14 protein-coding genes are annotated in these 13,839 nt (G+C 62.4%); 3 read left to right on the top strand and 11 right to left on the bottom strand.

The features are described 5' to 3' along the window. Window positions 1-79: 79 nt before the first annotated feature. From HF257_RS23780 to HF257_RS23790, 3 genes are all read left to right on the top strand, one after another. On the top strand, window positions 80-1,363 hold the full coding sequence (locus tag HF257_RS23780; protein WP_185710157.1) for an FAD-dependent monooxygenase: 1,284 nt from the start codon (window positions 80-82) through the stop codon (window positions 1,361-1,363). A gap of 193 nt (window positions 1,364-1,556) precedes the next feature. Further along, the gene (locus HF257_RS23785) at window positions 1,557-2,330 is read left to right on the top strand and encodes an ABC transporter ATP-binding protein (protein ID WP_185710158.1); all 774 of its coding nucleotides are present in this window, start codon (window positions 1,557-1,559) and stop codon (window positions 2,328-2,330) included. 111 nt (window positions 2,331-2,441) lie between these two features. After that, window positions 2,442-2,942, top strand: coding sequence for a DUF4405 domain-containing protein (locus HF257_RS23790; RefSeq protein ID WP_233081621.1), 501 nt, complete (start codon window positions 2,442-2,444; stop codon window positions 2,940-2,942). Between the two features lie 154 nt (window positions 2,943-3,096). On the opposite strand, the gene HF257_RS23795 is transcribed toward HF257_RS23790, so the two are convergent. From HF257_RS23795 to HF257_RS23845, 11 genes are all read right to left on the bottom strand, one after another. Next, window positions 3,097-4,248, bottom strand: a complete 1,152-nt coding sequence (locus HF257_RS23795; RefSeq protein ID WP_185710159.1) for an iron-containing alcohol dehydrogenase — start codon at window positions 4,246-4,248, stop codon at window positions 3,097-3,099. Window positions 4,249-4,261: 13 nt separating this feature from the next. After that, the gene (locus HF257_RS23800; RefSeq protein WP_185710160.1) at window positions 4,262-4,870 is read right to left on the bottom strand and encodes an ANTAR domain-containing response regulator; all 609 of its coding nucleotides are present in this window, start codon (window positions 4,868-4,870) and stop codon (window positions 4,262-4,264) included. Then, window positions 4,867-5,991, bottom strand: coding sequence for a transporter substrate-binding domain-containing protein (locus HF257_RS23805; RefSeq protein ID WP_185710161.1), 1,125 nt, complete (start codon window positions 5,989-5,991; stop codon window positions 4,867-4,869). The genes HF257_RS23800 and HF257_RS23805 overlap by 4 nt, the downstream gene beginning before the upstream one ends. Beyond that, the gene (locus HF257_RS23810; protein ID WP_185710162.1) at window positions 5,988-7,502 is read right to left on the bottom strand and encodes an amidase; all 1,515 of its coding nucleotides are present in this window, start codon (window positions 7,500-7,502) and stop codon (window positions 5,988-5,990) included. Before HF257_RS23810 ends, HF257_RS23805 begins: the two co-directional genes overlap by 4 nt. 10 nt (window positions 7,503-7,512) lie before the next feature. Further along, entirely contained in the window at window positions 7,513-8,217 is a 705-nt protein-coding gene (locus tag HF257_RS23815; RefSeq protein ID WP_185710163.1) for an ABC transporter ATP-binding protein, read from the bottom strand. Then, window positions 8,210-8,932: an ATP-binding cassette domain-containing protein gene (locus HF257_RS23820; protein WP_185710164.1), complete on the bottom strand. Its 723-nt coding sequence runs from the start codon at window positions 8,930-8,932 to the stop codon at window positions 8,210-8,212. The genes HF257_RS23815 and HF257_RS23820 overlap by 8 nt, the downstream gene beginning before the upstream one ends. Then, window positions 8,929-9,954, bottom strand: a complete 1,026-nt coding sequence (locus HF257_RS23825) for an ABC transporter permease subunit (RefSeq protein WP_185710165.1) — start codon at window positions 9,952-9,954, stop codon at window positions 8,929-8,931. The genes HF257_RS23820 and HF257_RS23825 overlap by 4 nt, the downstream gene beginning before the upstream one ends. Then, a complete protein-coding gene (locus HF257_RS23830; RefSeq protein ID WP_185710166.1) occupies window positions 9,954-10,823 on the bottom strand; it encodes an ABC transporter permease subunit in 870 nt (289 codons plus the stop codon). The genes HF257_RS23825 and HF257_RS23830 overlap by 1 nt, the downstream gene beginning before the upstream one ends. 10 nt (window positions 10,824-10,833) lie before the next feature. Then, window positions 10,834-12,072 (bottom strand): urea ABC transporter substrate-binding protein, encoded by a 1,239-nt coding sequence (locus tag HF257_RS23835; RefSeq protein WP_185710167.1) that lies wholly within the window; start codon window positions 12,070-12,072, stop codon window positions 10,834-10,836. A gap of 373 nt (window positions 12,073-12,445) precedes the next feature. Continuing rightward, complete coding sequence (locus HF257_RS23840; protein WP_185710168.1) at window positions 12,446-13,051, bottom strand: cupin domain-containing protein; 606 nt, start codon at window positions 13,049-13,051, stop codon at window positions 12,446-12,448. A gap of 72 nt (window positions 13,052-13,123) precedes the next feature. After that, window positions 13,124-13,834: a DUF1989 domain-containing protein gene (locus HF257_RS23845; RefSeq protein WP_185710169.1), complete on the bottom strand. Its 711-nt coding sequence runs from the start codon at window positions 13,832-13,834 to the stop codon at window positions 13,124-13,126. Window positions 13,835-13,839 lie beyond the last annotated feature (5 nt).

The following is a 13,839-nucleotide window of genomic DNA, read 5'->3' on the forward strand; positions in this document are numbered from 1 at the left end:
CATCCTGAGGAGGTTGGCCCACCCCTGAAAAGTATTGAGGTTGGCCAGTATCAACCTCGCCATTGGCTGGAGAGAACTGATGTTGAATATCGCGATAGTCGGTGCGGGTATCGGCGGCTTGATGACCGCGTTGCGCCTGCACGAGCAAGGCTTCAAACCGCGTGTGTATGAAGCGGCCCCGGAACTGCGGCCGCTGGGTGTAGGGATCGTCACCCAGCCCTATGGCACCCGTGAAATCACTGAGGTCGGGCTGTTGGACGAGCTCAATGCGCGTTCGGTGGATGCGGTGGAGTCCTCTTACTTCAACCAATATGGCCAGCAGATCTACACCGAGCAATGCGGCGTGCACATGGGCTATCCCCATGGCCAGCGCTTCGTGCATCGGGGCATCTTGCAGATGATCTTGTACAAGGCGGTGATCGAGCGCCTGGGTGCGGATTCGGTGGTCATGGGCGTGCGTTGTACCGGCTTCGACCAAGACGATACCGGCGTGACCCTGCGCTTTGCCTCCACCACCAACGATGCCATGAGCCTGCCCATCGAAGTACGCGCCGACATTGCTATTGCCGGTGACGGTATCAAGTCGGCGATACGCAACCAGATCTTCCCCGACAAAACCGAGCCGCATTACTCGGGCATCACCCTGTGGCGCGGTGTGACGTTGATGAAGCCGTTCAAACAAGGTGGCACCATCCTGCACATCGGTGCACCGAGCAAGGGCAGCCTGATCGTCTACCCGATCCTCGACCACGCCGACGACAGCGGCCTCACCCTGGTCAACTGGGTGGTGGAGCAGAACGGGCGCCCGGAAAGCATGGAAGACTGGAACCAGGAAGCCGATGTGGCCGAGATCGCGCACATGTTCGACGAGTGCGAGCTGGACTTCATTGATGTCGGCGAAATGCTGCGCAACGCCCGTGAGGTCTACCTGTTCCCGTTGGTGGACCACGACCCCTTGCCACAGTGGTCGTTCGGCCGCGTCACCTTGATGGGCGATGCCGCCCACGCCATGTACCCACGCGGCGGCAACGGCGCGTGCCAGGCACTGGTGGATGCCAAGGTCATCGCCGACGCCTTGGCGACCATCGCCGACCCGGTCGAAGCGCTGAAACACTACGAAGCGCAACGTCGTGAAACCGCCAACCGCATCGTCATGGCCAACCGCGGCGACGGCCCGGAAGTCGTACGTCGCATCGTCGAAGAACGCACCGGTGGCCAGCGTTTCGATGACATCGAGCACGTACTGCCGTTTGCCGAAGCGGACGCGATTTTCAACGAATACCACCGCATGGCCGGTATGAAGCGCCCAACGGAAGAAACCCCGTCTGGCACCTTCGCATCGGTGTTCTCCCACAGCGCGTGAGAACAAACGCTCTTGCTCTGCTTTTGATTTTGATCTCAGGCGCTCCGTCAACCACGCTGGCCGCAGCGAGGTGCTGAGTGGTGGGGCAAGAGCGTTTTCTTACGTTTGACCGTGTCATCCCAGACAAAAGCTGGCCAGCCATCAGGCCACCGCGCGAGCCTGCTCCCTCGCCACAGGATTGAAGGTGCATCCCATGATCGAACTTCGCAACATCAGCGCCTTTCAGCACCAAACCCAAGTACTGGACCACTTCTCGCTCAGCATAAAAGCCGGCGAACGCGTCGTGATACTGGGCCCGAACGGCGCAGGCAAAAGCACCTTGCTCAAACTCATCGCCCGCGAACTCTACCCCGTCGAACAACCCGGCAGCTCATTCAAACTGTTCGGCAGCGACCGCATCACCCTCTGGGAACTGCGCGAACGCATCGGCTTCATGTCTCAGGAATTCCAGGAAGACTACACCCCCTTCACCCAAGCCCTGGACGTGGTGGTGTCAGGGCTGTTTGGCTCAATCGGCTGCCACGAACGCTTCATTCCGTCACCCGAGCAATACGCCCACGCGCGGGCCATGTTGGCGCTGGTCGGCATGGCGGGTTACGAATACATGATGTTCCAGCGCTTGTCGGCCGGGCAGCAGCGCCGGCTGATCCTGGCCCGGGCATTCATTCACCGGCCTGAGCTGCTGATCTTTGACGAACCCACCAACCACCTGGATGTCGGCGCCAGTAAAATCGTGCTCAACCTGATGCGCGACTTTTGCCAGGCCAGCCGTGGCGTGATGCTCACCACCCATGATGTGCATGAAATCATCCCGGAAATCGACCGGGTGATCTTGCTGCAACACGGCCATATCCTGGTGGATGGTCCCAAGGATGAAGTGCTGACCGCGCATTATCTGTCCGAGCTTTATCAAGTGCCTTTGCGCGTCGAGAAGGACAGGGGTTGGTACCACCTGCGCCATGGGTAAATGTAGCCTGGATCTTTACCTTGGCTTACACACCCTTTACACCCATCGACGCTATCATCCCGCGCCCTCGAAACCCTGAATAACCACCCCGCAACCCTGGACGCCCCCGCCTTGAAAACCCTGATCCATCGCTACGCAACGCCCCTCACCACCGGCTTCTTCCTGGTCTCGACGATTTCCGGTGTCGCGCTGTTCTTCCACTGGTCTTCCGGGCTGTTCCACAGCATGCATGAATGGCTGAGCATGGTCTTGCTCGTGCCGATTGCGCTGCACCTGTGGAAAAACTGGGGCCCGTTGATGGGCTATATCAAGCGCAAGACGCTGTTCATTCCGCTGGTGTTATCGCTGGTGGTGGCGCTGCCGTTTGTGGTGGCCAATTTCAGCACGCGGTCAGCCGGCAACCCGGCAGTGGCGGTAGTGCAACTGGTGGGCAATGCGCCGTTGAGCGACAGTGCCGCACTGTTCAAGGCCACGCCGGATGAGTTGGTGGCGCGCATGCGTCAACATGGGTGGGCGGTGGAATCTGCCAGCGCCAGCCTCAACCAGGTGGCGCAGACCGCGCATATGCCGCCGGTGCAGATGATTGCCGCACTGTTGCGCGATCGTCCCTAAATAGCCTGGGTTGGCGAACACAAATCACCTGATACATGGCGATCAAAATGTGGGAGCGGGCTTGCTCGCGAAAGCGGTGTATCAGTCAAAGATATTTCGACTGACCCACCGCATTCGCGAGCAAGCCCGCTCCCACAGGTACAGTGTTCGCCCTTTAATACGCAGCCGTATAGATCGCCAACGCGTCCGCTTCACTCACTTCACGCGGGTTATTCACCAGCAGTCGCTGTTGCTGCATCGCACTGCGGGCCAACTCCGGAAGGCTTTCGAGGGTGACCCCGGCATCGCGCAGACGCAACGGCAAGCCCACAGCAGCGTGGATGCGCTGCATCTCGGCGATGAACTGCGCCGCGCCATCGCCCGCTTCCAACCGCTCACCTAATACACACGGCGCAAGCTGCGCATAAAGCGCCCCGGCATGGGACAAGTTGAACGCCAGCACCGGGTTGAGCACCAACGCGTTGGACAGCCCGTGGGGCAAGTGGAACGTAATCCCCAACGGATACGCCAGCGCATGCACCGCCGCCACCGGCGCGTTGGCGAAGGCTTGGCCGGCCAGGCACGCGCCTAGGAGCATGGCTTGGCGTGCCTCCAGGTTCTGTGGCTCACGTACTGCCAGCTCAAGGTTGGCACTGAGCAGGCGCAAGGCTTCACGGGCGAGAAGGTCCGAGATCGGGTTTTTGCGCAGCTTGCTGGTGTAGGCCTCGATGGCGTGCACCATCGCGTCGATACCGGTGGCGGCGGTGACCGGGCCGGGCAGGCCTACGGTCAGTTGTGCATCCAGAATCGCCAGGTCGGGCAGCAACTGCGGCGACACCACACCGGACTTGCCGGTGGCGGTGGTCACGATGGAAATCGGCGTGACTTCCGAGCCAGTGCCCGCCGTGGTCGGCACCTGGATCAGCGGCAGGCGCGTACCGCTGGCCTGGTTGACGCCGTAGATGTCGCTCAAGCCTTGGCGCTGACCGGGGTGGGCAAGGTAGGCCACCAGTTTGGCTGTGTCCATGGAACTACCGCCGCCGAAGCCGACGATCAGGTCGGCCGCCATTTCGCGGGCCTGGGCGGTGGCTGCCAGCACCAGTTCTTCGGCGGGGTCGGCGAGGACTTCGCTGTAGACCTGCAGGTTGATATCGGCGGCGGCAAAGCCGGGCAACACCGAATCCAGCAGGTTATGCCGCAGGATACCGGCGTCGGTCACCAGCAGCACATTGCGCGCGCCACGCGCAGCGCAATGCTCGGCCAGTTGGGCGGCAGCACCGCTGGCGCAGATCAGGTGGGCGGTGGTGCTGAAATTGAAGGCTTGCATAAGTAACCTCTGCTTATTCTGATAGTGGGGGCAGGCCGGCTTCGATGATGGCTTGGGCCACCGCCTCCATGCTGGTGCGGCTGGCCATGGCATCCCGTTGCAGGCGGCGGTGGGCGTCGTTTTCACCGATGCGATGGCGGGCCATGAGCAAGGCCTTGGCCATGGAAATCTTGGAAACCGCCGGTTGCCGAGTCTGCAACTTGCGCAGTTGTGCCAGCATGTCGATGCGTGCGCGCCAAGCAGCGCGAGCCATCAGCAATTGGGTCAACAGGCCGAACGGCCGAAGCGGGCGCTCGATGACCGCAGCCGGCTGGGTTTCCAGCACCAGTTGCAGCATCGAGGGGTTTTCATAGCCCACCACAGCGATGATCGGCGGCGCCTGTTCGCTGAGGCCTTCCACCAGCGCCTGGGTGTTCAGGCGCTGGCTGAGTTCCACGGCCAGCAGCACCACGTCGGTGTGTTCCGGCAAGTGCGCGGGCACTGGCCAGCATTGCTCGACGATGCAGCCGATGCGCTGCAACTGGTCCAGTACCACGCGGGCTTCGGCGTCCACCGGGTGAATCACCAGCACGCGCAGGCCCTTGAGTTCGCGCAGCAATGAAGGTGCGCTGCTGCCGCTCATGGCTGCCCATCCAGTTGGTAGTCGACCATATAGGGGCTGGGTTTGACCGGATGCTCGCTTTGCACCACCAGCTCGAAACGGCGCTGGTGGTCCAGGCGGGCAATGCGTGGCCAGAGCCAGGTGTGTTGGGTGTCGGCGTCGATCTGCACGCGGCCCTGGGGCGCGTCGAACTGCGCACCGGCCAACGCCTGGCGCAGTGCTTCGATAGATCCACCCTCTGCGCGCCGCGCTGCTTCGGCGAACAGATGCACCTGGAAATACGCGGCCTCGGCCCCCGCTGTCAGCGGTGCTTCATCACCAAAACGCGCCCGATAACGCGCCAAGAAGGCTTGGCTGGCGGGCGTCTGCAAGGTGGAAAACCACGGTGCCGCCGACACATGCCCTTCGGCCTCTTCGGTGCTCATGCGCAACACATCCACCTCGTTGGTGGCCAGGCTGACGATGGGCATGCGCGCCGGATCGAAACCAGCCTGGCGATAGGCCCGGTGCAGCGCCGGGATATCGCTGCCGACGATGGTCGAGTAGATCGCATCCGGTGCCGTGGCCCGCGCCTGTTGCATCACCCGTTCGAAGTCTTCGGCGGTGGCGTGGAACGGTAGGTAGATCTCGTCCACCACTTCGCCGCCGGCCTGTTCGAACAGCTCGCGCATGATGCGGTTGGACTCGAACGGGTACACGTAGGAACCGCCAACAAACAGCACGCGGTTGCCGAAGTGTTCCAGTACATAGCGCGCCAGTTGCACCGAGTTCTGGTTCGGTGCCGAGCCGGTGTAATAACACCACGGCGAGTATTCAAACCCTTCATAGAGCGTGGGGTAGAACAGCAGGCGGCGACGGCTCTCGACCACCGGCAGCACGGTTTTGCGCGTGCTCGACATATGAGTACCGAACAGCACTTGCACCTGGTGTTCGTCACACAGGCGCACGGCGCTGTCGCGATAGTCCGCAGGCTCGGCGCCGGGGTGGCCATCTACCGGCACCAGCAACCGGCCATGGATGCCGCCCGCGTCGTTGACCTCGGCGATGGCCAGGTGAGTGGCATTGGCCTGGGTGGTTTCCGAGGCAGCGGTGAGGCTGCTCTGGGAAAACAGCAGGCCGACTTTGTAGTCAGGGGTGCTCATGACGTCAGGCTTTCCCAGTCGATATGTTGTTCAAACGCGTGCGCCACTTGGTACAGCATGGCTTCATCGTAATCCCGCGCCACCAGCATCATGCCTACCGGCAGGCCACTGGCAAGCCCGCAGGGGATCGACAGCGCAGGGTGGCCGGTCACGTCGAATGGCGCGGTGTTGGCGTTCATTTCCAGGGCCCGTTGCACCCACTCGCTGGGCGAAGCGTCTGCTGTGGGCAGTTTGGGCGCCTTGAGCGGCACGGTGGGCATCAGCAACACGTCGAAATCCTGCAAGTGCTGGTCGTAAGCCGCACGCAGTTGTCGGGCGGCGTTCTGGGCCTTGGCGTAGTACTGGCCGCCAAAGCGCTGGTAGGCATACCCGCCGGCCAGCAGGCAAGTTTTAAGGTCGTGGGGAAATTGCCCGGCCTTGCTGTGCCAGTCCTGTTGGGCGCGCATCAGGCTTTCCACATACAGGCCTTTCCAGTTCGAGCCGTAATTGTAGCCGCGCAGCAATTGGGTGGTGCCTTCTACTGCAATCGGGGTCCAGATGGCGTGACCCAGGGCGTGCAGCGGGATCGAGATGCCCTCGACCCTGGCGCCGAGGCCTTCGAACATCGCCGCAGCACGCCGCACCGCCGCGTCCACATCGGCTTCGGAGTTGGCGTGGCCGAAGCCCTCGCGCACCACGCCGATGCGCAACCCCTTGCAGCCTTTGCCCAAGGCCTGGGTGTAGGCCTCGGTAGGCACCACCCGATCCTGGCGCGGGTCGAGGCCGTCGGTGCCGGCCAGCACCTCCAGCATCAGGGCGTTGTCGGCCAGGTTGGCGCTCATGATCCCGGCGTGGTCCAGGGTCATTTCGATGGGCATGATGCCGGTGTAGGGGATCAACCCGTGGGTTGGCTTCATTCCATAAATCCCTGAATAGGCCGCCGGAATGCGCACCGAGCCGCCTTGGTCGGTGCCGATGCCCAGGTCCACTTCGCCGGCGGCAATCAGCGCAGCGCAGCCCGACGACGAGCCGCCGGTGGAATGCCCCGGATTGCGCGGGTTGTGCACCGCACCGGTGGCGTTGGTATGGCTGCTGCCCGACACACAGAAAAACTCGCAATGGGCTTTGCCGAGGATCTGCCCGGCGGCGTCCAGCACGCGGGTGGCCACGGTGGCGTCGATGTCCGGCACATAGCCGTGCAGGGTGGAGGCCCCATTCATCATCGGCACGCCGGCCAGGCAGATATTGTCCTTGAGCGCCACGCGCTTGCCGGCCAGCTTGCCGGTGGCGGCGCCCTGGATATCGGTGCGCACGTACCAGGCGTTGTAGGGGTTGTGTTGCGGCACTTGGCCGGGCCCGCGTGGGTAGCGGGGCGGCGCGGGCGGGGTGGCGATGGCATCGAGGCGGTCGTAGTCCTGCCACACAGCTTCGAGGATGTGTGCGTACTCATTCAGCAGCGGCTCGGCCAGTTCCAGGCCAAGGCTGCGGCTGACTTCAGTGAGGTCGGCCAGGGTAGGGCGTTGAATCGACATAGCAGGTTCCTTATGCATGAAAGCCCATGAAGCGCTCGGCGATAGCCTCGGCACTGGTGTGGGCCGGGTCGACCTCGTCCACCAGTTGGCCGTTCTCGATGATCAGGATGCGGTCGGACAAGGCACTCAAGAATTCAATGTCCTGTTCCACCAGGATCACCGCCAGGTTTTGTTCCACTCGTAGCCGCTGCAGGGTTTCGATGATTTCGTCGCAGATCGAGGGCTGGATGCCTTCGGTGGGCTCGTCCAGCAGAATGATGTTCGGCTCGCCGCACAGGCAGCGGGCCAGGGCCAGCAGTTGCTGTTCACCGCCGGACAGCGCGCCACCGGGTTGGTCGAGCAGGCGTTGCAGGCGCGGGAAGTACGCGAGGATGCGTTCGATGGTGGCGTCGGCCTTGGCAAAGTCCTTCACGCAGCCCATGCGCAGGTTTTCACGCACGCTCAGGAACGGGAAAATCTGCCGACCTTGGGGCACATAGCCGATACCGGCGCGGGCGCGCTGGTGGGCGGCGGCGCGGCTCAAGTCCTCGCCATCGAAATGCAGGCTGCCCGCCATGGCGGGAATTTCCCCCATCAGCGCGCGCAGCAAGGTGGTCTTGCCCATGCCATTGCGCCCCAGCACGCCCACGCAGGTATTGGCAGCGCAGCTCAAGCGAATGTCGCGCAGCACCGGAATACGTCCGTAACCGGCGGATAAACCAATGACTTCAAGCATGTTTGATCTCCTGCTTGCCCAGGTACGCTTCGCGCACAGCGGGGTCTTGGGTCACGTCGGCAAAACTGCCTTGGGCCAGGATCGCGCCTTGGTTGAACACGGTGACAGTGCCGGCGATCAGGCGGATAAATTCCATGTCGTGCTCCACTACCACCACGGTGCTGTGGGCGTTGATTTCCTTGATCAGTGCGGCGGTCTTGCGCACTTCCTGGTAGGTCATACCCGCCGCCGGTTCATCCAGCAGCACCAACTCCGGGCGCGAGGCGAGAATCATCCCCAGCTCCACCCACTGGCGTTGGCCGTGGGCCAAATCGCCCACTAGGCGCGTGCGCAACTCGCTCAGGCCGATGCGTTGCAGGGTCTCTTCGGCGGTGGCGCGTGCCTCGCCAGGTGATTGTCGGCGACTGGCGGCCAGGCGCAGGTTTTCCAGCACATCCAGACCGTCGAACACGCTGGGGGCCTGGGTCTTGATGCCGATGCCGAGCTGGGCGACTTTATGCGGTGCCAGCCCTGAAATGCGCTGGCCCTTGAAGTGGCACACGCCACGGGTGGGTTTGAGCTGGCCGCTGAGCATCTTGAAAAAGGTGCTTTTGCCGGCGCCATTGGGGCCGATCAGGCAGCGCAGTTCGCCGCTTTCCAGGGTGAAATCCACTGCCTTCACCGCATGTACGCCGCCGAAGCTGACGCCCAAACCTTGGGTTTGCAACAGGCTCATAGTGCACGCTCCTGTGCCGGCAGCGCTTGCTGGCGACGTTGGAAAACACGGGATACCCAACCGCTCAAGGTCGGCAGCAAACCACGCGGCAGCAACATCACGAAGGCGAGCAGAATCAGGCCCAGTACGAAGCCGCTGTCCACCTGCTGTTGCTCACCCAGTCGCGCCATCAGCGCCTGAATGCCGATGCATGCCAGGATCGGCCCGAACAAGGTGCCGCGCCCGCCGACGATCACCCAGATGATGATCTGCGCCGACTGCGCCAGCCCGAACACGCCAGGGCTGACAAACGCGCCCCAGTTGGCGAACAGACAACCCGCCAGCCCGGCGATGCCACCACCCAGGCTGAATACGATCAGCTTATGCAGGCGCGTGTCATAGCCCAGCAGACCGGCGCGTTGTTCGTTCTCGCGAATCGCTACCACCACCTTGCCGAAGCGACTGGCGAGCAGTGCGCGCAGGCCCAGGTAGCAGAGGATCAACGCGCCACCGATCACCTGGAACAGGGTTTCCGGCTCCAGCACACGGTCCGGGTTGAACGGCACATTCAACGTGGGAATTGCCGGGATGCCGTTGAAGCCACCGAGCAAGGCACTGCCGATGTGGTACTCGGCGCCGGACGTGGAGTTCATCACATTGAACAAAATCAAGGTGACCGCAAGGGTAATCACCCCCAGGTACACGTCACTGATGCCGCCGTAGAACATGAAGTAGCCCATGGCCGCCGCCACCAGCGCGGGTACGGCGATGGCCAGCAACACCGGCCAGGTGCTGTCGCCGATGTTGAGCACACCGATGGCATAGGCGTAGGCCCCCAGGCCGAAAAACGCCGCCTGGCCAAAGCACAGGATGCCGCCAAACCCCCAGATAAACGCCAGGCTCAAGGCCAACAGCGCCATCACCAGGTAGATGGTCAGGGACAATAAGGTAAACAGGTCCAGCCACTGCGGCAGGACCGCCACCAGCACGGCGGCCAGGGCGCAGCCGAGCACCGGTAGCAGGGTGCGGGTATCAACAGGCATCAGAACGCCCTCCGAAAGAAACGACCGGTAATGCCCTGGGGCAGAACCCGGATCAACACAATGGCCGCCAACAGCAATGCCACTTCACCGAATACCGGGGTGCTGAAGAACGTCACCACCTGGCTGATCACCCCAAAGCCAGCGGCGGCGCTCAGCGTGCCGGTGATTACCGCACTGCCGCCGCCGATCACGGTGATAAACGCCTTGGCGATGTAGCTGGCGCCCAAGGTCGGAATCACTCCGGTAAGCGGCGCCAACACCGCACCACCCAGACCGGCCAGCGCCGCGCCCAGGCCAAACGTGAGGCTGTAGATGCGCCCCGGATTGGCCCCCAACGCCGCCGCCATCTTGGCGTTTTGCATGGTGGCGCGGGCACACAGGCCAAAGTGGGTAAAGCGCAGCAGCGCCCACATGCCCAGCAGTACGGCCACCGCCACGCCGATCACAAACAGGCCGTAGCCGCTGGTTTGATAAGCGCCGATGCTGATGCCCGGCAACGGCGAGCTAATGCCCACCGTGGTGTTGCCAAACAGCATGGTGGCGGCGCCAGTGAGCGCCAGGCTCAGGCCCCAGGTGGCGAGCATGGTGTCGATCATGCGGCCATACAGGTGACGCACCAGCAGGCGCTCCACCAGCATGCCGAACAACCCCACGGTCAAAGGCGCCAGCACCAGGATCGAAATCCAGATGGGCACATGCAGGTGGTGGGTGGCGAGCACGGCGACGTAACCGCCGAGCATCATGAATTCACCGTGGGCCAGGTTGATGATCTTCATCATCCCGAATACCACCGCCAGGCCGATGCTCAACAGCACCAGCGTGGCGATGGCGCCCACGATTTGCAGGGAGAAAATGGCAGCCCAATCCATGTCGGCCTCCTTACAGCGCGATGCTGTATTGTTTGGCGTCACGCGGGTTCTTCACCAAATCGCACACGGCGGCGGTGTCGGACGGCGCTTGTTGGGCAAAGCTTTCGACCACTTCCAGGCGGCGGTCGCGCACCTCGGCGATATGCACGTCGAGCACGCAGTGGTGGGTGGCCGGGTCAACGCTGACCTTGCCGCTGGGCAGGTCCAGGCTGATGCCTTTTTCCAGGGCCTGGGTCACGGCCATGCGCTCCACCGTGCCAGCTTGGCGCACACCTTCGGCCCACAGCATCATGCCTTGGTAGGCACCCATGGCCAGTTCGGTGATGTAGGGGTAGTCGGCGCCAAAGCGTTTGTGGAAACGCTCGACGAACGCCTGGTTCTGCAGCGTGGCCAGTTCCTGCACATAGTTCTGGCAGATCAGGATGCCATTGCATTCCTCTGGCGAGAGCACGATGTGTTCGTTGCCGCCAGCGAAGGTGGTGGAGGCAATCGGCAACTTGCCGGTCATGCCTGCGGCTTTCCATTGGCGGTAGAACGACATGTGCGCGCCACCCACCAAGGCGGACCAGACGAAGTCCGGCTTGGCCTCCTGGATCTTCGAGATGGTGGCGCCGAAGTTGGTCACGTCCAGCGGGAAGAACTCGATGCCCACGGTTTCGCCACCGGCTTGCTCGATATACTTCTTCACCCAGGCGGTGACGATCTGCCCGTAGTTGTAGTCGGCCGCGACGATGTAGACCTTCTTGCCCCACTTTTTCGTGACATGGGACACCAGCTTCTCCACGGTCTGGCCTGGGGTGACGCCGGTGGCGAACACGTTGCGGTCACACACGCCGCCTTCGTATTGGTTGTTGTAGAAGTACAGGGTCTTGTAGCGGTCGAGCACCGGGCGCACCACTTCCCGTGAGGCCGAGGTGATACCGGCGTGCACCACTGCGGCGCGGTCCTTGAGGGCCGCCTGCTGGGCGTATTGGGCGTAGAGCTGCATGTTCGACTGGGTGTCGTATTTGATCAGGTTGAGCGGCCGACCGAGCAGGCCGCCAGCGCCGTTGAGTTCTTCGACGGCGAAGGTGAGGGCGTCGACGATGGGCTTGCCATAGATGTCCAGGCCACCGGAGTTGTCGTAGAGCGAGGCGATATTGATCGCGTCATCGGCAGCAAACGCCGAAAAACTCTTCAAGCTCAAGGTGGACAATGCAGCAGCAGAAATAGCGGACGTACGCAGGAAAGCACGACGATTCATAGCCATTCGGAAGACTCCTGGAACCCAGGCCCAAACGTCCACCGCAGCCTTTGGGCAGGTGCGCTGAAAGAGGAAAGGTCTGGGAAGAAATGCAGGCGGGGGAAGGAGGGCCTGATTTCACATACCGACGACGCTGTCGGCTGAATGTGTGAGTCGTTTCGCTTGGAGACATCAGCCGCATCGTTGAGGCTGGGTCGCCCATCGCAAGGGGATGGGGGAAACGAGTACCGCAAGGCGCGGCGCTGTTTCAAAAGCAAGCTTCAGGCCATAAACCTTATGTTTATGTTTCTAAAGGGAAAGCCTGGTTTTTTGCGGCTGTAGCGACGCCCCTAAAATTGTCACCTGGGTAGAAACGACGCACGTTTGAGGTGCGCGTTTGTTAGAAGGTAGCAGGCGTGTTGATCCACAGAATGCGCACAACGCTGTCAGTCCCATTGCGATAACCATGGGGCACATTGCTCGGAAAGTGGAACGAATCTCCAGCGTTCAACGTGTACGTGGTTTCACCCAACGTCAGCTCCAGGCTGCCCTCGATCACGTAGCCCATTTCTTCACCGGCATGCTCGATCATCTCACTGACCATGCCGGGCGACACGATATGGATATCACCCTGCAACAATCCGCCTTTTTGCAGGTGGGTAATACGCTCCAGGTCGATGTAGCCTTTCTTCGCACCATTGGCGAAGCGGTTGACCTGCCGCGCACCGGCGCGCAGTACCGGCTCTTCGGATACCCACTCTTCAGACGTCAGCTCGGACACGTTGCTGCCCAGTGCGATGGCCAGGCGGTGCAGCATGGCCAGGGACGGCGAGGCGGCGTCGTTTTCCAGCTTGGAGATCAGGCTTTCGGAGCAACCGGCGGCCACTGCCACTTGCTTGAGGGTCAGTCCGGCCACTTTGCGCGCATGGCGCAGGCGCACGCTCAGGCTGGGCAAACCATCGGAATGCAGGGGTTTGGTGACGGGCGGTTTGCTGGGTGTGGACATGCAGGCCTCGGGTGAAAAGGGGCATTCAATGGTGCGACAGGCATCCTAGGGTCACGGATGCCTGTCGTCTAGTCAGGCGTGAACCGAGAAGGTCACTTCTACCGGGTTCAGGTCGTTGATCGGCACGATGTCCTGCGGGCAGGCCGACATCACCACCACCACATCCATCTCGGCGCGGATCTCCACGTAGTCACCGGCCTTGGACACCGGTGGCAGCCACTCGACGCTGTAGTCCGGCTTGACCGGAATGTTCATCCACAGGTTGAACGGCTGCGGCACTTCATGCGAGCGCAGGCCGATGGCGGCCAGGGCCAGGCGCATGTTGTCGGCGCAACTGTCGTGATACCCCACCACGCCGAGGTTGGTGTAGCGATGCAGGTCGCAGGCGGCCATCAGGGTGTCGTGGATGCCCGGTGAGGTGTCGACGAGCAGGGTGCCGATGCTGCGGCGGCGGTTGCTGAACAGCTCATCGCCGGCCTTGGGGATGATGCTGTTGCAGTGGGCGCGGGCGTGTTCCATGGAGAGGAATTCGCTCAGGTCTTCACTGTTGAACAGCCAGGTGTCGCACACCTGGGTGCCGTGGGTGTTGACGATCTTGATCACTTCACCGGCCTTGAGGCGCACGGCGCGGCCGCAGCGCGCGGGTACGGTGTAGGTTTCGCCGAGCACCGGGGTGCCGTCCAGCGAGATCGGTTCCTTGAGAGTGGCGTTGATGCCCAGGGAGTCGCCGTTGTCGGGTTGGCAGCAGGCTGGGTAGTCGTGGCTGTGGGTAGCGTGGCTCATAAAGA

The sequence above is a fragment of the Pseudomonas cremoris genome, assembly GCF_014230465.1.